Origin of the sequence: Niallia laureatilytica (assembly GCF_046613985.1) — a bacterium.
GTDB lineage: Bacteria > Bacillota > Bacilli > Bacillales > Cytobacillaceae > Niallia.
The window spans coordinates 231,905-255,104 of record NZ_JBKKHP010000006.1; the positions used below are offsets into that span (position 1 = coordinate 231,905).

Genomic DNA, 23,200 nt, shown 5'->3' on the forward strand with positions numbered 1-23,200 from the left:
GTGTTAGAATATGAAATTAAGAGGCTGCCTGACGGGCAGCTTCTTTCGTTTGTTAAAGACAAATCAAATGCAGTGGCGGTAAGGAAAAATAACAAAGAAATCACTTTGAAATTAGGGAGAGGCGGACAATTATTTGGCATCTCTGCACATTCTTCTTATAACATTGTCAATAACGCTAGTATCCTTGCCAGGGAGTCGCCGAAAAAGATTGTTCTTTTGTTCAGAATGAAAGATTTATACAACAATTGTTTATTCATGTTAAAAAATTTATAAATATACCGATATAATATGGAGTATAACTTACTATTTATGATTGTTAGTAAAGAAGGAAGAGAACTAGATGGATAATCCTTTAAGAAATGATTCGATATTCGATATGTATAAGTCTTTGTTTAATAATAATAGTGATCCATGTTTTGCGATAAGCATTAATGGTGACTTTTTGCATATTAATAAAGCGGCAGAAAGCTTGACTGGATATACCAGTGCTGAGTTTTCATCATTATCATACGCCGAATTAATTGATGAGTCTCAGTTAGAAAATACCCTTAACCGTATCGAAAAATTGCTTCATGGTCATGCTGAGAATGCTGAGTTAACGATCAAAAACAAACAGGGAGAGAGAATTGAATTATCTATAGTGGCCCTTCCAATCTATAAAGATGAGAGGACAATAGGGATTGTTGGTGTGGCGAAGGATGTCACTAGTAAAAATTATATTGCATCACTTGTAAAAGAACAAAATAAAATTTTAAAAATGATTGTTAGCGGAACAAAATATACGCTGATCCTTGATGAAATTGTCTCGATTGTTGAAAATTTTGCAAAAGATTGCCTTTGTTCTGTGATGATTGCCGATCAGGAAGCGAAAAAGCTCTATACAGCTTCCTCTCCTAATCTGCCAGATGAGTTTATTGACTTTATTAACGGTATTCCGATTGCACCAAATACAGGATCATGCGGAACTGCTGCCTATAAAAAAATGCAGGTAGTTGTTGAAGATATTTCAAATGATTGTTTATGGGCAGACTATCGGGATATCGCATTAAAGCATGGACTGCAAGCATGCTGGTCTACTCCAGTTTTTGACAGCAATAACGATGTAATTGGTTGTTTTGCTATTTATCACCGTATACCGACGGCTCCAAGTGCGAATGTAAAAAAGCTGATAGAGGAGGCTACCTATCTAACGAGTCTCGTTATTCAAAGAGGTTTAGCTGAAGAAAAAATCCATCGCCTTGCATACCACGATGATCTGACTGGACTGCCTAACAGGCGGGTTTTTGCTGATAATTTAAAAGTGGCAATCACTAACTTTCAACCTACTTGCAGCATTCGGCATTTAGCATTGCTGTTTATGGATTTAGATCGCTTTAAAGTTATTAATGATACACTTGGTCACCATATTGGGGATGAACTTTTACAAGAGTTTGCAGATCGATTAAAGCATTGTGTTGGAACGAATGGGGTAGTTTCCAGACAGGGGGGCGATGAATTTATTCTCCTGCTTGAAAATGTTACTGAAGAAGAAGTAAGAAGTAAAGCAAATAAGGTAATTGATATCCTTTCTTCGCCTTTCCTAATCGGCGGGCATGAAATATTTATTACTCCAAGTATTGGTATATCGATGCACCCAAAAGATGGTGATGATGATGTGACACTTATCCGTAACGCAGACATTGCCATGTATGAAGCAAAGAAAAAAGGAAGAAATAATTATCAGTTTTATAATGAGAAATTCGATTTTCAATCATCAGAACTGTTGGTATTAGAAACAGAATTAAGAAAGGCAGACATTACTAAACACTTCATCTTACATTTTCAACCGATTATTGATTTGAAGACAAATGCTGTGACAAGTGCTGAAGCCTTAATAAGATGGCAGCATCCTAAATTTGGACTCATTTCCCCAGATAAATTCATCCGTATTGCCGAAGATACTGGTCTGATAATCCCGATTGGGGAATGGGTAATACGAAAAGTTTGCCAAGAAATTAAAGAAATAATCAGAAGAGGATTTATTCCAATAAACTTTTCTGTCAATCTATCTTTACGTCAGTTTTTTGACAGCAATCTTGTTACAACGATGGCAAGTATATTAGAAGAGGAAGGAATTGAACCTTCTTATATAACACTGGAAATCACCGAGAGTATGACTATGGATGTTGAAAAAGCTAGTCAAATTCTTTATCAATTGAAGGAGCTTGGCGTGGAAATTTCCATAGACGATTTTGGGACTGGTTACAGTTCTCTACAATATTTGCAAAAGTTTCCAATTGACTACTTAAAAATTGATAAATCCTTTATCCAAAACATCGTAGTGAATAAAGATGATTATAATATTGCTTCAACCATCATTGTCATGGCCCATAATCTTGGGCTGAAGGTCATTGCAGAAGGGGTAGAAACAGAAGAACAAGTTGAAATTTTAAAAGGTTTTAAATGCGAAAAAGCGCAAGGCTACTTTTACAGCAAGCCTCTGCCTCTTGATGAGCTTCGTTTATTGGAGGAAGAGAAAAACGAATAAAGTAAAAATCAGGTGGCAGTGTCCATCTGATTTTTTTTATGAAAAATCCTTAGAAAACAAAAAAATAATAAAATAACTTGCAAAATCCTTTTTCCTTCATTAAAATAAATGTTTATAACGGATTTGTAAATCGTAATCATTATGATTTACATTTATCCTAATAACTAGGAGGAATAATTATGAGAGTAAAAATTACATTAGCTTGTACAGAAACAGGGGACAGAAATTATATCACGACTAAAAATAAACGCAACAATCCTGACCGTATTGAATTAATGAAGTATTGCCCTCGTTTAAAAAGGCGTACTTTGCATAGAGAAACAAAGTAAGGGCTATCGAGGAATTTAAGTTTCTATAAAATTTAAATCGTAATGATGACGTTTTAAGAGGAGGAAAGAACTAATGGCAAAAAAGTCTAAAGTAGTAAAAGAGAAAAAACGCCAAGTAATGGTAGAAAAGTACGCAGCTATTAGAAAGGAATTAAAAGAGAAGGGAGATTATGAAGCGCTACGAAAGCTACCGCGGGATTCTTCACCAACACGACTTAAGAACCGATGTGAAGTCACAGGCAGACCAAGAGGCTATTTGAGAAAATTTAACATGTCTCGTATTGCTTTTAGGGAGTATGCGCATAAAGGGCAAATTCCAGGAGTAAAAAAAGCCAGTTGGTAAATGTTAAGCGCCGCCAAAGAGAAGATTTGGCGGCTAAGTATAATAAAGGGAAAGGAGGGAAGTGGGCATGCATACTCTTAATCCTGTCTTAGTCCAGTTTTTATATCGCAGTGCAATTGAAAGCTTGCCAGATAAATACAAAGAGATTTACCGCTTCATAGAAAGCAGGGAGGACGAACTCGAGATGGAGGCGGTCAATGAGAGCCACTTTAGACAGCTGTTTCATGAAAAGTCTCCATTTCAAGCGGCGGTAAGTCATTTTTCTCTCGACTTTCAAACAATTAAAAACATAATGACTGAAGCACAAGCAGAAATTGACAATAAGATAGTAGAGAGACTAAAGCAAATAAAATGGGTAGATATGAGTGACGATTCTAATACCAATGACACAGAAAGAAAGAACTGGACATATGTTTTTGTCAGCTAATTACAAAAACACAACAGTAAATCGTATGTGATACATATGAATATAAATAGGGGGATGCGGTATGAGTAAAATACCAGTCACAGTATTAAGCGGCTATTTAGGTGCAGGTAAAACAACCTTGCTGAATCATGTTTTAAATAACCGGGAAGGCATGAAGATTGCTGTCATCGTTAATGATATGAGTGAAGTAAATATTGATAGTGAAATAGTTCAAACAAAGGGCGGTTTTTCAAGAACAGAAGAGAAATTGGTTGAATTGTCCAATGGGTGCATTTGCTGTACATTACGGGAAGACTTATTAATCGAGGTAGAGAAATTAGCTAATCAAGGGGATATTGACTACATCATCATTGAATCATCAGGAATTAGTGAGCCCATTCCTGTAGCCCAAACCTTCTCCTATATCGATGACGAGTTAGGGATTGACCTGACAAGATTTTGCAGGCTGGATACAATGGTAACCGTTGTGGATGCAAACCGATTTTGGCATGACTATGAATCTGGTGATTCTTTGCTTGACCGCAAGGAAGCAGTCGGTGAAAATGATGAACGGAATATTGCTGATTTGCTTATTGATCAAATTGAATTTAGCAATATCCTTTTACTGAATAAATGTGACTTAGTAACAGAAGAGGCAGCCGCAAATCTAGAGAATGTCTTGAGAACTTTACAGCCTGAAGCAAAAATTATCCGCACGGAAAACAGTTTGATAGACATAAAGGAAATTATGAATACGAACAGATTTGATTTTGAAAAAGCTAGTGAATCAGCAGGCTGGCTTAAAGAGTTACAAGCAGGACCTGCAGCACATACGCCAGAGACAGAGGAATATGGCGTAAGTTCTTTTGTTTATTACCGTAAGAGACCTTTTCATTCAGAACGATTCCATACATGGTGCAGCTCCATGCCGATGCAGATTGTCCGCGCAAAAGGAATTGCCTGGTGTGCTTCTCGCAATGATTTAGCATTATTGCTTTCACAAGCAGGACCATCTGTTAAGATTGAACCAATTTCTTATTGGGTTGCTTCTCTTCCTGAAAACAGACAAGCAGAGATTATTCAAAGTAACCCTCAGTTAATGGAGAATTGGGATAAGGAACACGGCGACCGACATACGAAACTAGTGTTTATTGGAATGGATTTAGATATTGATGTCATCACGAAGGAATTAGATGAGTGTTTGTTGACAGAAGCTGAATACAACAGTGAATGGAACAAGCTGGAGGATCCCTATAATTGGGTGCTTTCATAATTAAGCTGCTTTAAGCAGCTTTTTTTACATTCTCAAAGAGGAGATGCTACCATTAGGTTCCGTATGGGAAATGAGTTATATTATAAATATAAATATCTTAGAATGGGAAGTGTTTACGTTGAATTTCCGTAAAGCAACAAGACAGGATATTAAAGCAATGATGCATTTACGAAAAGCCCAATTAGTGGACGAAGGGTTAGAGGCAGATATAGATATTGACGAGGAACTGTATCATTTTTTTGAAAAACAGTTAAGTGGTGGGTCCTTAATTCAATATTTAGTAGAGGAGGATGAGGAGGTTGTTGCATGTGGAGCTTTCATCATTTATCCATTTCCGCCAAGCTTTACGAACCGAAGTGGAAAAAGAGCGTATATAACCAATATGTATACTAATAAAGACTACCGAGGCAAAGGGATTGCTACAAAGCTATTAAAATTACTCGTTGAGGAAGCGAAGGAAGCAGGCATAAAAAAATTATGGCTTGGGGCTTCAGAGATGGGCAGACCAGTTTATAAAAAATTTGGGTTTATCGAAACCGATGAGTATATGGAATTAAACATTTAGGAGCTAAAGAAAAATGGCGGAGGGTATATACCCTCCGCCATTTTTCACTTTATGCTGCTTGCAACAAAATTTCGCCAGCCGCCAAAACTGGTTATGTCTAAACCAGTTTCCATTGCATTCGCTTCACATAGAAAGCCTTTAACTGCAGAGCCGTTTTCTAGCTCAATTGTTCCAAAGCAAAGTGGTGACGGAATCAGCGAGACAAATGAACCTAACTGGCTAATAGGCATTTCCCACAGCTCAACTTCGATGGCACTGCCTTTATCAGCACGAATAAGTCCTGGTTTATTTGGATTGGTCGTTAATTCTACCATTCGGTACTGTGCTGATGTTTTAGCTGGACCAATATAAACAGCTTGATGTTCTAGCATTTGCTTCTCTAATGAAAATCCTCTCATATGAAGTCCGCACACAGCCACCATTTCAGTGCTCCTTACTGTTGAAACAGAAATATTATTTAAATACAAATCAGAAAAGCCGATCAATAAATGTTCAGCGTAAGGGCCGGTAAATAGGGTGATACCAAATGGCAATGTTTCATCTGGAGCAACAGATGGGATGTTGATAGCAGATAAATCCAGTAAATTACAATGATTCGTAAAAGCCCCCATTTGGCTGTTTGTATGAATAGGATCTTTTCGCACATCCTCTCTGGACCAAGTACCACCGGCTGTTGGCATAATTAATACAGCATCCTGCAGGTCGAGATGGGCTTTCCGTTTATGAGCCTGCAGTGTATGCATAGCTTGAAAAACCGATGCTGCATTGTAGTCTTCTTTAGCACCTGTTCGCAAGACCGTTTCTGTTACAGCTAGTGCTGTATTTTTATGGGTTTCAATAAAACTTCCTAAATCAGACCATCTTTCGGCAACCCATGGCCCATCATATAAAACAGACGCTGCTTCCGATAAATAGCTGACATCTAATTTTTCTAGCGGTATATCCAATTTGTGCAGCTTCTCTAATGTATTCTGCCAGGCAATTTTATACTCGGCAGCAAACGGTCCAAAAAATTCTGGTGTTTGTTCAGGAATGAAGATTTTTTTCGGAAGAGCTGTCTTTTTACGCTCTACTTCTTTTGACCAAGAATCTTCTTCTTCAAAGCCTCGAACCACTTCATCAACAAGTATTGTATCAGAAATATTATGTGAAAATACTGTAACACAGTCAATGCTAGCACATGCCGGCACTACACCCTTAACTGGCCAGGCTCCGAGGCTTGGTTTGTATCCGATTAATCCGTTTAGTGCGGCAGGGACGCGGCCGGAGCCGGCTGTATCTGTGCCTAGGGAAAAAGCAGCCTGCCCTCTGGCAACAGATACAGCAGACCCAGAGCTGGAACCTCCGCTGATTAACTCTGGTCTTAATGCGTTTTTCGTTTCCCCAAAAGGGCTTCTAGTACCAACAAGGCCAGTAGCAAACTGGTCTAAATTTGTTTTTCCTACTGGAATGGCACCTACATCAATCAAACGCTGTACAATAACAGCACTTCTGTCTGGTGTATAAGCAAACTCCGCACATCCTGCCGTCGTTGGCACCCCTGCTAGATCTATATTATCTTTTATCGCAAACGGAATTCCCCATAGAGGAGCGTGTGAGCGCTCCATCTTGGATAGATTTTCTAAAAAGGGTCTAATGAAGCTCCAGGAAGGGGGAGTTATCCATATATTCATATCTTTATCAGCTTCTGCTCTCTCTAAGATATGCTCGATAACATTCTCAGGAGTTAGTTTCCCTGACTCATAGTTTGCTTGTAATTCATGAATGGATAATTTCATTGGATACGGAATTGTTTGCATTATTATCACCGCTTTCTGCTTTTTTAATAGAAATAATCAGCTGGCCTGCATGGACTTCTTCACCAGGTACAACATGTACAGCCTCAATTGCTCCATCAAATGGGGCAAGCTGAGGAAACTCCATTTTCATGCTTTCCTCAATTATTAGCGGATCTCCTTTTTTGACAACATCACCAGCAGACACGAGAACCTTCCAAACACTGCCTGGCATCGAACTGCGGACTGCTTCAGCACCTTCTGGAAGTGTTTCTTCCGTCTGCGGTGTTTGCTCTGTTTCAGAAACATATTCAGCAAGACCAAGCTCCTGCCATCTTTCCCGCTCCTGATGGAAGGCAGTCTGCTGTGTGCTTCTGAATTCATTGGTGCTTTTTTTGATGGATTCAAGGAAAGCTAAGTAATCTCCAAGTTTAAAGGTTGTTTCTGTTATCTCAATCTCAAAACGGCCGCGCGGGAAGTCTTCGCGCATTTCCAGCAATTCATCTGCAGTGACTGGATAAAACGATATTTGGTCAAAGAAGCGAAGCAGCCAAGGCTTGCCTTGCCGGAAGCTTTCTGTTTCTCGTTGCTTATTCCAAACTTGAACAGTACGGCCAACAAACTGGTAGCCGCCAGGACCTTCCATCCCGTAGACACACATATACGCTCCGCCGATGCCGACTGCATTTTCCGGTGTCCAAGTTCGCGCAGGATTGTATTTTGTCGTAACTAAACGGTGCCTTGGGTCTAGTGGTGTTGCTACTGGCGCACCGAGATAGACATCCCCAAGTCCTAGTACAAGATAATTTGCGTCAAATACAATCCTTTTTACATCATCTATATTGTCTAATCCGTTAACGCGTCGAATAAATTCAAGATTGCTAGGACACCAAGGCGCATCTGGTCTCACATTCTTCTGATAGCGGTCAATCGCAAGCTGTGTTGCTGGATCATCCCAAGAGAGGGGAAGACGGACAATGCGTGATGGCACTTCTATTTCTTCCAATGGCGGCAATGTTTCGTTAATGGCCGCGATTTTTTTACTTAGTTCGATTACAGACATTTGAGCTGGATTAATATGGACTTGCAAGGAACGAATTCCTGGCGTTAAATCAACAACAGGGAGGCTTGTATCAGCTTGTATTGCCTCCATTAAAGCATGCACTTGAAAGCGGAGAAGCAAGTCAAGTTCCATCTCGCCATATTCTATGAGCACATGCTTATCACCAGCTGCTCTGATTACCAGTGGAAATCTTTCTTTTGACTGCTCAAGCAGGATAGGATAGTCAGGTGTCAGCTCGTTTGTCTGTTTGTTCAGCTCTGGCAGTAATAAATTTTCCTCCATACAGATATTTTCAAGGTATTGTTCCTGTGCATGGCGTAGAGCTTCGGCTTCTTCCAATGTAATCAGCTTAAAGCGGATGCGGTCGCCTGGATGAAGCTGGCCAATCTTCCAAAATTCAGCTGAAGCGGTTGTAACAGGACAGATAAATCCTCCAAGACTAGGACCATCCGGACCGAGCAAGATTGGCATATCTCCAGTTAAATCAAGGGTTCCCACTGCATAAGCATTATCATGGATATTTGATGGATGCAAACCTGCTTCTCCGCCATCTGTTCGTGCCCAGAGGGGAGAAGGGCCGATTAAGCGCACACCTGTACGAGAACTGTTAAAGTGTACCTCCCAGCTTACGTCTGTTAACTGCTGCAAATATTCTGGCAGTAAAAATTCTGTTGTGCAGTGGGGACCAGGAATAACACCAATCGTCCACTCTTTTTTAAAATGAGGCTGACTGTTACAAGCAAGAGTGTTCACTTTTGGGGCAGAAGTGACCTTAACAGATAATACGTCACCAGTCCGCAAAGCTCTGCCTCCATGCCCTCCGAATCCGCCGAGTGTGAAAGTTGCTGCACTGCCAAGGTTTAGAGGCATATCCAAGCCGCCTGCAACGAGTAAGTAAGTGCGCATGCCTGTTTCTGCTTCACTAAACCGTAACACTTGATTCCGTTTCGCATGAATAACTGTATACATCGGGATAATATTATCATCAAGGACGGCGTGCATATCAGCTCCAGTTATACAAAATGCGATATCACCACGGAAACGGTACGTTCCGCCGCGAAGTGTTAATTCCAGACCTGCTGACGATTCTGCGTTTCCTAACAGCTTGTTGCCAATGCGGAAGGATAGAGGATCCATCGGCCCACATGGTGGAACGCCAACATCCCAATGGCCGATTCTGCCTGGCCAGTCTTGCACTGTTGTTTGAATCCCGCCGTCCAGCACCTCAACTGCCTGTTCAGCAGGGGAGAATCCGTCCAGCATCCGTGTATGAACGAGACCGCTCTTGCAGCTGTCCTCCACTAACAAGGAGCGAATATAGGAAATATTCGTTGTCACACCATAAAAGCGAGTGTCTCCAAGAGCTTTGTGCAGTTTTCCTAGCGCTTCTTCCCGTGTATTTCCATGGACGATGATCTTTGCCAACATAGGATCGTATAGGGAGGTGATTTGAATGCCATCTCGCACCCATGTTTCAATTCGGGCATCTTCTGGTAACCGAACATGATCAAGTTGACCGCCGCTTGGACGGAAGTCGTTCAGACAATCTTCTGCATAAATGCGGGCCTGTATGCTGTGCCCAACAGGTTGTTTAGACAATTCATCAAGTCCACGCAAGTCGCCTGCAGATTCCCGAATCATCCATTCCACTAAATCAATGCTAAGAACTTCTTCGGTAACACCATGTTCAACTTGCAGACGGGTATTTACTTCAAGAAAATAGAATTGCTGGCTGTTCGGATCATACAGAAACTCAACCGTTCCAGCACTTCGATAACCAACTTCTTCTGCAAGGCGTTTAGCTGCTTGGTGCATCTGCGCGCGGATAGTCGAAGAAAGAAGGGGAGCGGGGCTTTCCTCGACAACTTTTTGGTTGCGGCGCTGAATGGAACAGTCACGTTCACCTAGTGCTGTTACTTCGCCATATTCATTGCCGAAAATCTGCACCTCCACATGCCGGGCTTTTTGGATATATTTTTCCAGAAATACACCGCCGTTATTGAAGTTCGACTTTGCCAATCGGCTTACTGATTCAAATGCCTGCTGCAGGGCGGACTCGTCTTCACACACTCGCATCCCGATTCCGCCGCCGCCAGCAGTGCTTTTTAGCATCACTGGATAGCCAATGCTGGCGGCCGAGGTAAGCGCTGTTGGCAGATCGGTAATTAGCGATGTGCCAGGCAGCATCGGAACATTAGCTTTTTTAGCAATTTCCCGCGCAGAGTGCTTTAAGCCAAATAGCTCTATTTGTTCAGGTGTTGGTCCGATAAAGGAGATGCCATTTTCAAAGCACGTTCTTGCAAAATCAGCATTTTCACTTAAAAATCCGTAGCCTGGATGAATTGCTTGAGCTCCTGTATCTTTGGCAATCTTAAGGAGCAACTCGGCGTTCAAGTAAGAGTCTTTTGCCGCCCCTTCACCAATCAAAACCGCTTCATCTGCTAGATCAACGTGCAGGCTGTCTTGGTCTGCTTTTGTGTATACGGCAACAGAAGCAATTCCTAATTTTTTTAGAGTGCGCTCAATCCGAACTGCTATAGCACCTCTGTTTGCTATCAATACTTTTGAATACATTGCTGTCACTCCTTTTGTCATTTGTCCCAAACTAGCACCTGAATAGGTGTTGGATTATAAGCATTGCATGGATTGTTTAGTTGAGGGCAATTGCTGATTAAGACAAGCACCCGGCAGATTGCCTGCATTTCTACATAATAGCCTTGTGCCGAAACACCATCAGCAAATGTTAATCCGCCGTCAGGAGTTACCGGAACATTCATAAAAAAGTTCACATTTGGTGCCAAGTCCCGTTTAGAGAGGCGCGGTTCATTCTTTGAGAGCTGAAGCATGAATGTATCTCGGCAATTGTGCATCGGTAAAGTCTCATGGGCATAACGAACGGTATTGCTTTGGGCAGAACAGGCGCCTCCGAGCGTATCATGATTTCCGCAAGTATCTGCTATTATTTTAACAAGCTCTTTGCCGGATTCAGCTAACAGCACGGAACCAGCAGTTAAGTAGATATTGCTTTGATTTGTGATCGTATTGACAGCACTATAATGGTCTGTCGGATTGTCGGCATCATAAAAAAGTGTGTCTGCGGCCTGGTTTCCTTCCAAATCAACAATGCGAAGGACTTGCCCAGGTTCAAGTGTATATGTCCAGCCGTCACCTGCTTCGATTGTTTTATTAAAAAAAGCATTTTCTTGTTTGCGGTTGCTTTCAATCCGGCTTAATATGGCCATTATTTAATTCCTCCTTCAAGTAAGGCTGCATAATCCCATGTATTTTCAAAGGCACGCTTGTTTTCTGGACAAAAATTCAAACATAAATCATCATCGGAAAGTTTGCCTGCATCTGTTATCTCTATCTTTATAGGTACAGAGGGATAGTTTATTGTTTGGTTTAAAGCGTTTGGTGTATTGGATACAATAAGCAGAACGTCTTGCTCCGTTCTTAATGTGATATAATCCCCTTTTTTAGCATGTGCTGGCACGAAATGCATGTTTCCATCCTCTGTGCAGTAAACCTTAGAAAATAAGTTGACTGCCGGAACAAGATCACGGACGGACAATCCATTACGAAAAAGCTCGACGGCGAAATTTTCCTCTCCGCTTCGGTACCATTCATTTCGATTATCTTGATAAGTGGTTTTTCCGTAGCGTTCATCAACAATACGTCGCGTTATATAGCCGGAAATAGTATCATGCCAGCCAAGTGAATCATCTGTAATACTTGTAAGTACACGGCCGTTATCACTCATCAGCACATGGCCCTTTGTTAAATGAGAAGTGTGCTGTGCCTTTAACGTGTCCGGCATATTGTACCGTTCTGCAGTATCGGATGCTGAGTACAAAAGCAGAGAAATATTAGCGCCATCTTCCAGTGCAGTAAACTTGATTGATTTTCCTCGTTTGATTGTGCCGGACCATTTACCTCCGCCAGGAACATACTTCATAACGTTTAGCTTCATAATTAACCTCCTTGAAATGAAAAAAGGACAAAAGCACATAGGAGATAATCTCCCAGGCTTTTGTCCTTCCGTGTATACAGCACTTGCTGTACGCTCTCTCTCGGACCAGTCTTTAAAGCGAATAACTTTAAACGGAACCCTAGACAGCTTTTTGTTTCCAACTCTTAAGTGGAAACCTTTATTAAGATCTTGAGTAAAAGTATAACAATTCTGAAAATAAAAACTATTATTTTGTCAGATTATCTAACACGGTTTTTTCTGTTTGGTTTATTTCTGCTGCTTGCTTAACTTTTGCGGAGAGCCACATGGTTCGTATACCTAAGTAAATAAAGCCAACAACCAGCCAAATAACGCCGTAAAGTAGTGTCTGTTTGTTAAGCAGTGTCAAAAGCCAGCAAATAAAGCCAGCTCCAATCAGCGGGAACAAAAGATATAGAAGTGTGCACTTGAAGGAACGTTGTTTCTGTTTAATAAAGTAATGAGCAATAACAGACAGATTGACAAATGTGAACGCCGTTAATGCACCGAAGCTGACAAAGGTTACTGCTGTATCAAGATTAAAAAAGACAGCAGCAAAAGAAATAATCCCGACAAAGATAATATTTGCAGCAGGCGTTCTGTATTTCGGATGCAAGGAAGTAAACAGCTTTTCTGGAAGAATCGATTCTCGTCCTAAAGCGTACAGAAAACGGCTGACGCTTGTTACAGAAGAAACACCTTGGGTGAAGGTCGCAATAATTAACACCATAATAAATATCGAGCTTAACAAGTTTCCGCCAACAAGCTGTACAAGGGAATATGCTGCATTATCTGGATTGGCAAAAGTAAAGTCAGGAAAAGCGACTTGTGTCAAATAGGAGATAGCAATATACATAACCGCTGCTATCAGGACAATTAAAAAGATGGCTTTAGATACTGTTTTATCAGCATCAATCGTTTCCTCTGACATGGTGGTGACAGCATCAAATCCAAGAAAACAAAAGCAGATTAGAGAAGCTCCTGTAAATACAGCACTTAATGAACCTTCGTTTCCAAAGAAGGGAGATAGTGAAAAGAGGGAAGCTGCCTGTGTGTCACCTGCAAGAATATCTTTCACAATCAAGCCGCAAAACAAAGCAATAAAGGCGATTTGAATTAGGACAGATAAACTGCTGATGCGAGCAGCAGACTTAATGCCAACGACATTAACAACAACCAGCACTATATTCATGATAATTATCCACACAAATACCGGGACAGCAGGAAATTCAGTATGCATAAAAATCCCGAAAGTTAAGATTGCAATGATTGGAGAGAATACATAGTCCAGCAGAAGTGCCCAGCCGACGAGGAAACCAGCCTTCGGGTGGATAGATTTTTTTGTATACGTATAAGCAGAACCGGAAATCGGATATGCCTTAACCATCCGGCTGTAGCTGAACGCAGTAAAGAAGATTGCTACAAATGCAATAATATAGGCAGCAGCCATCATGCCGCCGGCGGCTTCAAAAGCTACGCCATAAACAGTGAAAAAAATCATTGGTGTCATCCATGCAAGCCCCATAAATACAACTTGGGGTAATTTTAACGATTTCTCAAGTGTCGGTTTGTTCGTCATCCTTTTTTCTCCTCTTTTCTAATTGAAATTCAGGAAAAAAATAAAAGCCCGGGAGAATTTTTTTGCAAAATTCTCCCGGGCTTTTATCCCTCCGTGTATACTGTATTTTCATAAAATACTGTACGCCGTCTCTCGGTCCAGACGTTTTTTAAACCGGAACCCTAGACAGCATTTTTGTTCTCCGTTATGATGAGAACCGTTATTTTGTTTGATAGTACTGAGTATCTATGAGAAAGAAAAGACCGTCAATTAACTTGTTAGATTATATAACACATTATTTTTGCTGGGAGAAGATTCCATCGCAAGTGAAACTTTTTTCTATGTTTTATCGTATAATAAGTAGATGATTTAAATAGAGATAGTATAATCAGTTCTATATCCTGGTGTCTTACCAATTATTTCCCAAGTAATAATTCCTTGTAAAACACAAATTAAAATTGCCATTATTCTACAATACGCAAAAATATTTAAATTTGTGGTGAAAAAATGGTACACTTGTATTATTAAATTTTTGTAAATGATGTAAAGAGATGATTGATAGAGGTTGGTGTTTGAAATAAAAAAATTAAACTTAAACAAAGACACAAATAAACAATATATCCTATTCTTTTTTGCGGCTGTATTTTTTCTATGGATTAAAACGTATATTGTGCAATTGACACAATTTGATTTAGGTGTTGGAAACTCACTTCAGCAATTTCTGCTGTTTCTTAATCCCTTAGGGTCTTCGCTGCTGTTTCTTGGCTTAGCCCTGACATTCAAAAACAAAAGAAAATACTATGCGCTGTTAATTATTGATTTTGTGTTATCTTTTCTATTGTATGCGAATGTTTTGTACTACCGTTTTTTCAATGACTTTATTACATTGCCGACATTAACGCAGACGCAAAACTTCGGTGATGTTAGCGGCAGTATTTATGCATTGTTAAAGCCGTATGACTTCTTGTTTTTTGCAGATACATTACTGCTTCTTGCACTGCTTGTATTTAAAGTTGTGAAAATGGACAGTAAGGCAGTTGGATTCAAGCAAGGGATAGGTATTATCGGTTTAGCTTTAGGGATTTCTGGAACGAATCTCGCGTTAGCAGAAATCGACCGCCCAGAGCTTCTGACAAGGGGATTTGACAGGAATTATATTGTGAAATACTTGGGAATGTATAACTACACAATCTATGATGCAGTGCAAAGCACGAAAGCATCTGCGCAACGGGTGCTTGCAGATACAGATGATATGGCTGAGGTTGTTAACTATACAGCATCCAATTATGCCGAGCCTAATCCCGAATACTTCGGTAAAGGAAAAGGGATGAATGTCATTTACGTTCATATGGAATCAATTCAAAATTTCCTTATCAACTATGAAGTGAACGGGGAAGAAGCTACTCCATTCCTTAATTCATTGGTAGAAGACGAAAATACATTGTATTTTGATAACTTCTTCCACCAAACAGCTCAAGGGAAAACAGCTGATGCCGAGTTTATGATTGAGAATTCTCTGTATGGCCTTCCTCAAGGCTCTGCTTTCACGACTAAAGGGTTAAACACCTATCAGGCAGCACCTGGAATTCTAGGCCAGCTTGGCTATACTTCTGCCGTATTTCATGGGAATACGGGAAGCTTTTGGAACAGGGATGAAATATATAAATCCTTTGGTTACAACCAATTTTACGATTCAAGCGCTTATGATATGAATCCTGATCAGCTTGCTGATTATGGCCTTATGGACAAGCCGTTTTTTGAACAGTCGCTGCCATACTTGAGTTCTATGTCACAGCCTTTCTATACGAAATTTATTACCGTGACGAACCATTATCCTTTCGCGATGAATCAAGAAGAAGCAACGATAGAGCCAAATAATACAGGCAACAAAATTGTTGATAACTACTTCCAGACAGCTCGTTATGCAGATGAAGCAATGGAACAATTCTTTGCAGACCTGAAAAAGAATGGTCTATATGATAATTCAATTATTATCATGTACGGAGACCATTACGGTATTTCCGAAAACCATAATAAAGCAATGGAACAAGTAATCGGAAAAGAAGTGAATTCCTTTGAAAGTGCCGGACTTCAGCGAACTCCGCTGTTCATACGGGTTCCTGGCATGGAAGGCGGGACAATGCATCAATATGCAGGACAAATTGACCTGCTTCCGACATTGCTTCATTTATTAGGTGAGGATACGAAGGATAATATCCATTTTGGAACAGACATCCTGTCAGAGGAACACGATGAATTAATACCATTCCGTAATGGAGAATTTGTCAGTCCGGAATTTACATTAAAGGATGGCAAGTATTATAATTCAAAAACAGGTGAACTGATTGAAGAGGAAGAACAGCTTGAAAAAGCTGCTGAGTACCAGGCAAGTGTCGAAGAAACACTGAGACTTTCCGATAAAGTGGTCAATGGTGACCTATTGCGATTCTACACGCCGAAGAACTTTACTCCAGTTGACCGTACACAATATAATTACAGCTTAACAACTGAGGAATAAACGAAGAACTGCCCCCTTTACCGAAAAGATTTATTAGGAAAAGGGAGGCAGTTTTTTTAAAATAACAGAGGTGTTTAAAGAAATGAAAGAATACTTCACAATCGGAGAAGTCTCAAAGCTATTTCAAGTTAAGATTGCGACACTCCGATATTATGATGAAATTGGCTTATTAGCTCCAGCATTTATTGACGAAAAAACGAATTACCGCTATTATTCCACACAGCAGTTCGAACGGCTGAACTCGATTAAGTACTTGCGGGCACTCGATTTACCTATAAACAGAATTATTGAATTTTTCAACTATCGGGATATTGATACCCTTATTGATATGCTGAAAGAGCAGCAGGAAGAAGTAAGAAAGAAACGAAAAGAATTAGAACTGATGGAAAAAAAGATTAGCCGCCGTTTAACGCAAATAGATGATGCTGTACACACACCTCTTGATGTTATTTGTGAAGTGACTCTTCCTGAAATGCGTTTAGCATACTTACGAAAGCAATATGTATTAGGAGAGGATCTGGAGTATCCTATCACAGAATTAAGGAACAGCTTTGGTATAAATGGAGGGGTTTTTTTAGGGAAGATCGGCCTATCCATCTCGATAGATAATTTAGCAGCTGGTGAACTTACTACGTATTCAAGTGTGTTTATGGTGTTAGAAGAAGGGGATGAGACTGATTCGGCTTATGCTGCGATACCTGCAAGGGAGTATCTAAGAGTTCGCTTTCAAGGTACCCATATGGAAGCAGCGTATTACTATGATAAGTTACTTTCTTATATAATAGAGCACGATTATCAGCTGATAGATGATTCCATTGAAATAACTTTAATCGATTATGGAATAACCAATGACTTTGATAAGCATGTAACAGAAATATTGCTGCCATTTGCAAGAAAATAATTTTATAGAAATACTTGACCCTCTAGTTACTGGAGGGTTTAATTTTATTTTAGGGTCTGAAAAGTATTTTATTAAAGGGGTAAAGATATGTTTGGAACATTATTCAATGTCGGTATGATTATAGCTGGCAGCATTATTGGCAGTATTTTTAAAAAGGGCATCAAGCATGATTACCATGAGATTTTAATGCAGGCAATGGGATTAGTGGCGATGGGTTTGGGCATCAATGCAATTGTCCAGCATTTGCCTGCAAGCAAATATCCGGTCCTTTTTATCGTGAGTTTGGCAGTGGGGGGATTGCTTGGTCAAAAGCTTGATTTAGAAACAAGATTTAATGGATTAGTAAGTAAATTCTCCAAAGGAAATTTAGCGGAAGGCTTATCGACTGCAATTCTGTTATTCTGTATTGGATCCTTGTCTATCCTAGGTCCAGTAGAGGCTGCTCTTAAAGGAGACTTTACGTACTTACTGGCTAACGGTATGCTAGATGGAATTACTTCCATTGTGTTAGCTTCGACATTTGGCATCGGAATTGCCATTGCCGCAATAGTCTTGTTCGCATGGCAAGGCTCGATTTACTTAATTGCTCTATTGATGGAAAATTCCTTAAGTACCGATCTTTTAAATGAAGTCACAATAGTTGGCGGGATTTTAATTTTGGCATCAGGTTTAGGTATCCTTGGCATAAAAAAATGCAAAACGCTTAATCTCCTGCCAGCATTAATCGTGCCGCCAATCGTATTTTTATTTATGCATTTACTGAATATATAAACTGCCGTTTGGCAGTTTTTTTTATGAAAATTGAAATTACGCTATGGAATAGCCTGCCTTATACTGAAGCATAATAACAACATACAATCACTCCTAGTGGCATGAAAATAGCAAAGGAGGAGAACTGAAAATGTCTGTATTTCCGACAGAGCAAGCTAAAAAATACGAAGAATTAAAAGCTGCCCAAGAGAAAGTGTTTGATCTTTGGAATCAGTATTGGTGGGACTATTCGGGCTTTGATACTTGGCAATTTTGGTTAAATGTCGTAATGGTTATTCTTCCGTTAATCTTTCTTTATCTATTTATTGACCGCAAGAGACTGTTTTTATTGCTTTTTTTTGGATTCAATATACATATATGGAGTGCTTATTTGGATGGTATGGCAACAAGGGCCAATTATATTGGCTATCCCTACAAAGCAATTCCAATGTTTCCGATTCATTTCGGTATGGATACCTCATTAGTTCCCGTCTTATTCATACTCATGTACCAATATACCATTGAAAAAAAGGCGAATTTTTATCTCCATTCGTTAATATTAATTTTTCTGATTACATTTATATTCAAACCAATACTAGCAGCAGGAAACTTGTTTATTTTAACGAAAGGAACTAATTACTTCCATATTTTTTTAGGGTATGTCATTATCGTTCTATTTTCGAAAGGAATTACTAATTTCTTTTTAAAAATGACCGATCAAGAAGCAAGCTGAAAACCATAATTAATTGTTAGTATGAAGGTGATGTGAATGGAGTATCAAGAGGCACTAAGTCTCGTCGATGAGGCGAATAAGCAAATTACGGAAGCAAATAAACTAATAGTTGATGCTATCCTCCATGGTTTCTTATGGTCATGGCAATGGTGGGTTGCTTTCGGTATGATTATTGTGCCTTGGACGGTTTGGATATTTATTCGTGATAAAAAAAGCACAGGCAGATTATTGGCTGCCGGTCTATTAATTATGGTTTTTTCAGAGATATTAGATACAATTGGTGTTATGTTTGGTTTGTGGACATATCCAGTTAAGGTTTTTCCAGTGGCAACGATTAATTTCTCTTTTCGGCTTTCTGTTTTGCCAGTTGTTGTAATGCTATTAATGCAATACAAGCCAAAGATAAATCCGTTTATTAAGGCAATAGGGTTTGGTGCCTTTGGTGCTTATATAGGTTTGCCTCTGCTAAGTGCCATTGATTTATACAAAAAAGTGAATTGGGCGTTGACCTATTCATTTTTTATTCTGACTGTTTTTTATTTATTAAGCCACTTTTTTATTAATAAAAGCAACTTTAATAAACCTAAACAAGAGCAGTAAAAAGAGGAGTCTAATTGGACTCCCCTTTTGTTTAAGAAGCAGGTAAAACCTTTTTCGCATCTGATTGTTTCTCTTCCTTAGCTAACAGAATGCCAACGAGACCGAACAATGCGAAGATAACAGGCACGATAAAGCCGTAATGATAGCCGAGGCTGACGGAATCTTTCGGAAAGAAATCTAAAACATGCCCAAAAATAATCGGCAGCAATACAGCACTTAAAAAGCCGCCCATATTAGCAAAGCCCGTTACAACACCGACTTCTTCCATACGAAAAGACTTGCGGACAATGGCAAATGTCAATGCACTCGCACCATTTCCAAAACCTAAAACAAATAGCATTAATAACACCATCAAAAATGGCGGGTTTGTATTTAGGCTGAATAATCCGACCCAGCCGATAATGACAATTAAATGAACCATCGTGTACGTCTTTTTAATTTGGCCAGTCTTACTGGAAATCCACCCGAGTAATGGTCCGCCAATCATTGTACCAACAAGGGCATACATAACGAGTTGACTTGCACTTGAGCGTGTTAGCTCAAAAACATTCATTCCGTATGGAACTGCCCATGACCCGATAAACCCAACATATGTCCCGACTACACCGAAGTGGCAAAGAAAGGTTGCCCAAGCCTGACGCGTTGTGACGACGCGGCGGAGAATTTTCCAAACACTCTCTCTTTTAACAGGTGTACTCGGTTTTGGCTGTGACTCTGGTTTAAATAATTTCCTCGACTTTGAGATTAATACTATATAAAGCAGAGATGAAACTACAATCAATATGATGCTGACACTTAAAAATGGAACTCGCCAGCCCGCATGGGATATCCACATAGAAAAAGGCAGAGTCGCCGATAAGGAACCAATTCCGCCGATTAGTGCTACCATTCCCATCAATTTAACAAACTCATTGCCTTTGAACCATTCGTTCATAATTAAGACTACATTAACGAAAATTGCTGCATCTCCGACTCCTACGATAAAGCGCGATACAATCAAAATATATTCATTAGGAGCAATGCTGTAGCAAAGACTGCCTATTCCAGTAAGCAATGTTCCAATAATAAGAAACCGGTTTGGACCAAAACGGTCTGATAATAACCCGACAGGAATCTGCAGTCCTGCATACGCTAAAAATTGTATACTGCTGATCATTCCAACGGTTGATGCTGAAATCTGAAAATCATTCATTAACTGCTCCGTAATAAGTCCTGGAGCTGTTCTTTGACTTACGATTAAGAAATAGGCAAACAAGACGGCGCTGAATACGATCCATCTATAACCACTTTCTTTTTTGTCTAAGTCCAAATTTGATGCGCCTCCTCTTTTCAATACCGTACAAATATGGCGAGCTGAATTTTAAATCTAACCGCTTCTTACATTGTAGTATTAAAGAATAGGAAGAACAACTACAAATTATTGTATATTTCCATTTTACGGGAATTATCCAGTGCTGTCTCATCTCTCTTTATAGCTAATGAGTGCTTCTGTGAGTATAGTTGCAAAATTTTGAAGGGAAAAATAGTTCTTTTATACGTGCGTTTAGATGGAATACCATCCGATATAAAGATAGGAAGGGGTAATGTACATGTATATAGAGCAATTAATTCAAACAATAAATGAGAAGGTAGAAGAGCTTGACCTAGTGACAGCAAGAAAATTGATGGAAGAGAACATAGAATACTTAAAGAAAAATGAAAGGAAATTGAAGAAAAACGGAAGAGAGCTGCTCAAGTTCATTACTGATTCCATCCAATCAGGCTATGAACAACCAACAAGGCAGGAGCTTGCAATTTATCATTCCATCAACACCTATGCCTCTAAGTTTGATGTGAGAGGATTAAAAATGATTGTGAAAGGCAATGAACAAACATTGCTGAAAAAATCAGCACGAAATTATTTGAATTCTGATGCGAAAGTTTTGTTAGAAGGCTTAGGTGCTATAAGCAAAGAGTAGGGGAGATCTTAGTGATCTTCTTTTTTTAGGATGGAAGAAAGCAGATTTTCTTACTAGATGTAAGTATGATAGGCTTGTGAGTAGATAAGGAGGAGCGCTTTTGAGATGTGGAGCGAAATGCTTTTTAGTGGAGCTTGAGATAAACGGCGAAAAACAGGTGAAGCCAATCAATGCGCGCACACCTGTAGATGCAAGAAAAACAATCCGCCTTGAATATGGTGCAGAAGCAAATATCTTATCTGTTCGGTCAGAAAAGAGGAAATAGCTTTAAGGTTGTGGAAGTTTAAGGAAGCGGCAGATTTTTCTTTTGAAAAACACTCCCTTCTATCAATCAATCTGGCTTAGAGTGCCGCCTTTAAAGTTTTTTATGAGAACTAACTTCTACAGGAGGCAAACATGGAGCAGGATCAGCTGTTTTTAGACTTAATAAAAGCGGGAAATCACGTATTTAATGGCTGAGATTTCTCGTATTTATCAGAAACAGGACGAACAGCGAGTGCTAAGCTTTCCTGGTCATATGGAAGCTTGGCGCTGCAACAAATAAGAAAATGTGAACGCAATAGCACTTTAGAATCCCATTGCTTAGCTGTGGGAGTGTCAATATCTTCAAGCAATCCCTTGGCAAGTACCAAACTTTAACATTGGCCAATTGGAAGATGAATTATATCATATTCATCAACAAATCGAGGAAATAGGCTACTTTGAAGTTAAGCAGCACAGATTTATTCTTAAGGCGAAAGCAATTTAATAGGAAAATATAGAACAAGGTAGAGAGCTTCCTTGTTCTTTTTTATGACCTTCTCCCTAACTTTCAGTATTATGGTAAAATACAAAAAAAGGCAATGGGGGGAGCTTTCATGTTCATACATAAAATAAATGAAGATTTAGCACTAAAATTAATACAGCCACATGATGCACAGCGTGTGTTTGCGTTAACAGAGCTTTCGAGAGAGAACTTAAGAACATGGCTGCCTTGGCTTGACACAACAACAAAGCTGCAGGATACACAGCAATTTATCCAATATTGCTTAAAAGGATTTTCTGAGAATACAAGTTTAACAACAGTAATTCTTTTTAAAGGCGAAATTGTTGGAGTTGTTGGGTTTAATAGTATAAACTGGGCGAATAAAACAGCCTATATTGGCTATTGGCTCGGGACGGGCTATGAGGGCAATGGAATAATGACAAATGCTGTGCACGCATTAACTGATTATGCCTTTTTAGAGCTGCGGCTCGATAAAGTAGAAATAAGGGCTGCGTCAGGGAATAAGAAAAGTAGAAGTATTGCGGAACGTCTTCATTTCACAATGGAAGGCTGTATCAGGCAGGCAGAGTGGTTGTATGATCATTATGTGGATCATATCGTTTATGGGATGTTGGCAGAGGACTGGGACAGCTGAGATTCAAGAGCGATATCGTTTATAAAGGAGAGAGAAGCAGATGGAAACAGTCCGTAAGTTGATTTTAACTAGAAAGCCTGGTGTAGACGAGATAGATATTAAGGCAGCAGAAGAAAAACTTCAAGCAGTGTTTCCAGAACAATATGTGCAGCTGTACCATTTAGTAAACAATCCTGAAATTGGAGAATGGATACTATTTCCGATTAAAGACTGCAAAAAATGTGAAGAAAACATGGGATGATATTGTCAGACAAAATATTGAAGTTCGTTATAATGGAATGGCAGACGAATGGATTGTTATTGGCGAAGATGGTACAGGAGATAAATTATGCTTAAAAAAAGTTAATGGAGTGATGAGAGAACAAATCTTTCTATGGTACCATGAAAGCGGAGAGGCTGAAGAGCTTGCTCCGAGCTTAAAACAATTTATTATTTCCTTGACGGAAAGGAATAATTGCAAGTAAAAGTGATCGCTTTTTAACGGGCTGATCATTTTTTTATTTTCACAAAACA

General features: G+C 39.5%; 21 protein-coding genes, 2 pseudogenes and 2 riboswitches. Of the genes and pseudogenes, 17 read left to right on the forward strand and 6 right to left on the reverse strand.

Features of this window, described 5'->3' with window-relative positions:
- The 7 genes from ACLIJJ_RS16555 to ACLIJJ_RS16585 all read left to right on the forward strand — a co-directional run bounded on the left by ACLIJJ_RS16555 (position 1) and on the right by ACLIJJ_RS16585 (position 5,443).
- Entirely contained in the window at positions 1-273 is a 273-nt protein-coding gene (locus ACLIJJ_RS16555) for a hypothetical protein (RefSeq protein ID WP_237942606.1), read from the forward strand.
- Between the two features lie 67 nt (positions 274-340).
- Positions 341-2,527 (forward strand): bifunctional diguanylate cyclase/phosphodiesterase, encoded by a 2,187-nt coding sequence (locus ACLIJJ_RS16560; RefSeq protein ID WP_411411317.1) that lies wholly within the window; start codon positions 341-343, stop codon positions 2,525-2,527.
- Between the two features lie 179 nt (positions 2,528-2,706).
- Positions 2,707-2,856, forward strand: a complete 150-nt coding sequence (rpmG, locus tag ACLIJJ_RS16565) for a 50S ribosomal protein L33 (protein WP_084347913.1) — start codon at positions 2,707-2,709, stop codon at positions 2,854-2,856.
- Between the two features lie 73 nt (positions 2,857-2,929).
- On the forward strand, positions 2,930-3,199 hold the full coding sequence (rpsN, locus tag ACLIJJ_RS16570; RefSeq protein ID WP_233315369.1) for a 30S ribosomal protein S14: 270 nt from the start codon (positions 2,930-2,932) through the stop codon (positions 3,197-3,199).
- 67 nt (positions 3,200-3,266) lie between these two features.
- A complete protein-coding gene (locus ACLIJJ_RS16575) occupies positions 3,267-3,626 on the forward strand; it encodes a hypothetical protein (protein WP_233315368.1) in 360 nt (119 codons plus the stop codon).
- Positions 3,627-3,687: 61 nt separating this feature from the next.
- A complete protein-coding gene (locus ACLIJJ_RS16580) occupies positions 3,688-4,878 on the forward strand; it encodes a GTP-binding protein (protein WP_233315367.1) in 1,191 nt (396 codons plus the stop codon).
- A 118-nt stretch (positions 4,879-4,996) separates the two neighbouring features.
- On the forward strand, positions 4,997-5,443 hold the full coding sequence (locus ACLIJJ_RS16585; protein WP_233315366.1) for a GNAT family N-acetyltransferase: 447 nt from the start codon (positions 4,997-4,999) through the stop codon (positions 5,441-5,443).
- A gap of 44 nt (positions 5,444-5,487) precedes the next feature.
- Here the strand turns inward: ACLIJJ_RS16585 and atzF are convergent, their stop codons facing one another.
- The 5 genes from atzF to ACLIJJ_RS16610 form a co-directional block, all read right to left on the reverse strand.
- Complete coding sequence (gene atzF / locus ACLIJJ_RS16590; RefSeq protein ID WP_411411318.1) at positions 5,488-7,242, reverse strand: allophanate hydrolase; 1,755 nt, start codon at positions 7,240-7,242, stop codon at positions 5,488-5,490.
- Positions 7,202-10,855, reverse strand: coding sequence for an urea carboxylase (gene uca / locus ACLIJJ_RS16595; protein WP_411411319.1), 3,654 nt, complete (start codon positions 10,853-10,855; stop codon positions 7,202-7,204). The genes atzF and uca overlap by 41 nt, the downstream gene beginning before the upstream one ends.
- A 17-nt stretch (positions 10,856-10,872) precedes the next feature.
- Positions 10,873-11,523 (reverse strand): urea amidolyase associated protein UAAP2, encoded by a 651-nt coding sequence (locus ACLIJJ_RS16600; protein WP_237942612.1) that lies wholly within the window; start codon positions 11,521-11,523, stop codon positions 10,873-10,875.
- Entirely contained in the window at positions 11,523-12,251 is a 729-nt protein-coding gene (locus ACLIJJ_RS16605) for an urea amidolyase associated protein UAAP1 (RefSeq protein WP_237942613.1), read from the reverse strand. Before ACLIJJ_RS16605 ends, ACLIJJ_RS16600 begins: the two co-directional genes overlap by 1 nt.
- A gap of 47 nt (positions 12,252-12,298) precedes the next feature.
- Positions 12,299-12,405: riboswitch (guanidine-I (ykkC/yxkD leader) on the reverse strand.
- A gap of 72 nt (positions 12,406-12,477) precedes the next feature.
- The gene (locus ACLIJJ_RS16610) at positions 12,478-13,848 is read right to left on the reverse strand and encodes an APC family permease (protein ID WP_251648197.1); all 1,371 of its coding nucleotides are present in this window, start codon (positions 13,846-13,848) and stop codon (positions 12,478-12,480) included.
- 70 nt (positions 13,849-13,918) lie between these two features.
- Positions 13,919-14,024: riboswitch (guanidine-I (ykkC/yxkD leader) on the reverse strand.
- A 380-nt stretch (positions 14,025-14,404) separates the two neighbouring features.
- Between ACLIJJ_RS16610 and ltaS the strand changes: the two genes are divergently transcribed.
- From ltaS to ACLIJJ_RS16635, 5 genes are all read left to right on the forward strand, one after another.
- The gene (gene ltaS, locus ACLIJJ_RS16615) at positions 14,405-16,345 is read left to right on the forward strand and encodes a lipoteichoic acid synthase (RefSeq protein ID WP_282581470.1); all 1,941 of its coding nucleotides are present in this window, start codon (positions 14,405-14,407) and stop codon (positions 16,343-16,345) included.
- An 82-nt stretch (positions 16,346-16,427) separates the two neighbouring features.
- Complete coding sequence (locus ACLIJJ_RS16620) at positions 16,428-17,246, forward strand: MerR family transcriptional regulator (RefSeq protein ID WP_233315360.1); 819 nt, start codon at positions 16,428-16,430, stop codon at positions 17,244-17,246.
- A gap of 87 nt (positions 17,247-17,333) precedes the next feature.
- Positions 17,334-18,017 carry a DUF554 domain-containing protein gene (locus tag ACLIJJ_RS16625; RefSeq protein WP_251645945.1) on the forward strand — a complete coding sequence of 228 codons (684 nt, stop codon included), beginning with the start codon at positions 17,334-17,336 and terminating at the stop codon, positions 18,015-18,017.
- Positions 18,018-18,147: 130 nt separating this feature from the next.
- Positions 18,148-18,729 (forward strand): CBO0543 family protein, encoded by a 582-nt coding sequence (locus ACLIJJ_RS16630; protein ID WP_251645943.1) that lies wholly within the window; start codon positions 18,148-18,150, stop codon positions 18,727-18,729.
- A 36-nt stretch (positions 18,730-18,765) separates the two neighbouring features.
- Positions 18,766-19,329 carry a CBO0543 family protein gene (locus tag ACLIJJ_RS16635; RefSeq protein WP_411411320.1) on the forward strand — a complete coding sequence of 188 codons (564 nt, stop codon included), beginning with the start codon at positions 18,766-18,768 and terminating at the stop codon, positions 19,327-19,329.
- 31 nt (positions 19,330-19,360) lie between these two features.
- On the opposite strand, the gene ACLIJJ_RS16640 is transcribed toward ACLIJJ_RS16635, so the two are convergent.
- Positions 19,361-20,638, reverse strand: coding sequence for an MFS transporter (locus ACLIJJ_RS16640; RefSeq protein WP_233315356.1), 1,278 nt, complete (start codon positions 20,636-20,638; stop codon positions 19,361-19,363).
- A gap of 280 nt (positions 20,639-20,918) precedes the next feature.
- Here ACLIJJ_RS16640 and ACLIJJ_RS16645 point away from each other — a divergent pair, with 280 nt between their 5' ends.
- The 5 genes and pseudogenes from ACLIJJ_RS16645 to ACLIJJ_RS16665 all read left to right on the forward strand — a co-directional run bounded on the left by ACLIJJ_RS16645 (position 20,919) and on the right by ACLIJJ_RS16665 (position 23,151).
- Positions 20,919-21,287: a hypothetical protein gene (locus ACLIJJ_RS16645; protein WP_233315355.1), complete on the forward strand. Its 369-nt coding sequence runs from the start codon at positions 20,919-20,921 to the stop codon at positions 21,285-21,287.
- Positions 21,288-21,387: 100 nt separating this feature from the next.
- Positions 21,388-21,552: a hypothetical protein gene (locus ACLIJJ_RS16650; protein ID WP_233315354.1), complete on the forward strand. Its 165-nt coding sequence runs from the start codon at positions 21,388-21,390 to the stop codon at positions 21,550-21,552.
- A gap of 336 nt (positions 21,553-21,888) precedes the next feature.
- A pseudogene (locus ACLIJJ_RS16655) lies at positions 21,889-22,035 on the forward strand (SAM-dependent methyltransferase); the annotation flags it as partial.
- A 109-nt stretch (positions 22,036-22,144) separates the two neighbouring features.
- A complete protein-coding gene (locus ACLIJJ_RS16660) occupies positions 22,145-22,687 on the forward strand; it encodes a GNAT family N-acetyltransferase (RefSeq protein WP_411411321.1) in 543 nt (180 codons plus the stop codon).
- Positions 22,688-22,727: 40 nt separating this feature from the next.
- A pseudogene (locus ACLIJJ_RS16665) lies at positions 22,728-23,151 on the forward strand (SMI1/KNR4 family protein).
- Positions 23,152-23,200: the final 49 nt, after the last annotated feature.

Excerpts from the sequence above, each read along its gene's own strand:
- ACLIJJ_RS16560 (WP_411411317.1), top strand. The coding sequence starts at position 341 with ATGGATAATCCTTTAAGAAATGATTCGATATTCGATATGTATAAGTCT.
- rpmG (WP_084347913.1), top strand. The coding sequence starts at position 2,707 with ATGAGAGTAAAAATTACATTAGCTTGTACAGAAACAGGGGACAGAAAT.
- rpsN (WP_233315369.1), top strand. The coding sequence starts at position 2,930 with ATGGCAAAAAAGTCTAAAGTAGTAAAAGAGAAAAAACGCCAAGTAATG.
- ACLIJJ_RS16575 (WP_233315368.1), top strand. The coding sequence starts at position 3,267 with ATGCATACTCTTAATCCTGTCTTAGTCCAGTTTTTATATCGCAGTGCA.
- ACLIJJ_RS16580 (WP_233315367.1), top strand. The coding sequence starts at position 3,688 with ATGAGTAAAATACCAGTCACAGTATTAAGCGGCTATTTAGGTGCAGGT.
- atzF (WP_411411318.1), bottom strand. The coding sequence starts at position 7,242 with ATGCAAACAATTCCGTATCCAATGAAATTATCCATTCATGAATTACAA.
- uca (WP_411411319.1), bottom strand. The coding sequence starts at position 10,855 with ATGTATTCAAAAGTATTGATAGCAAACAGAGGTGCTATAGCAGTTCGG.
- ACLIJJ_RS16600 (WP_237942612.1), bottom strand. The coding sequence starts at position 11,523 with ATGGCCATATTAAGCCGGATTGAAAGCAACCGCAAACAAGAAAATGCT.
- ACLIJJ_RS16605 (WP_237942613.1), bottom strand. The coding sequence starts at position 12,251 with ATGAAGCTAAACGTTATGAAGTATGTTCCTGGCGGAGGTAAATGGTCC.
- ACLIJJ_RS16610 (WP_251648197.1), bottom strand. The coding sequence starts at position 13,848 with ATGACGAACAAACCGACACTTGAGAAATCGTTAAAATTACCCCAAGTT.
- ACLIJJ_RS16620 (WP_233315360.1), top strand. The coding sequence starts at position 16,428 with ATGAAAGAATACTTCACAATCGGAGAAGTCTCAAAGCTATTTCAAGTT.
- ACLIJJ_RS16625 (WP_251645945.1), top strand. The coding sequence starts at position 17,334 with ATGTTTGGAACATTATTCAATGTCGGTATGATTATAGCTGGCAGCATT.
- ACLIJJ_RS16630 (WP_251645943.1), top strand. The coding sequence starts at position 18,148 with ATGTCTGTATTTCCGACAGAGCAAGCTAAAAAATACGAAGAATTAAAA.
- ACLIJJ_RS16635 (WP_411411320.1), top strand. The coding sequence starts at position 18,766 with ATGGAGTATCAAGAGGCACTAAGTCTCGTCGATGAGGCGAATAAGCAA.
- ACLIJJ_RS16645 (WP_233315355.1), top strand. The coding sequence starts at position 20,919 with ATGTATATAGAGCAATTAATTCAAACAATAAATGAGAAGGTAGAAGAG.
- ACLIJJ_RS16660 (WP_411411321.1), top strand. The coding sequence starts at position 22,145 with ATGTTCATACATAAAATAAATGAAGATTTAGCACTAAAATTAATACAG.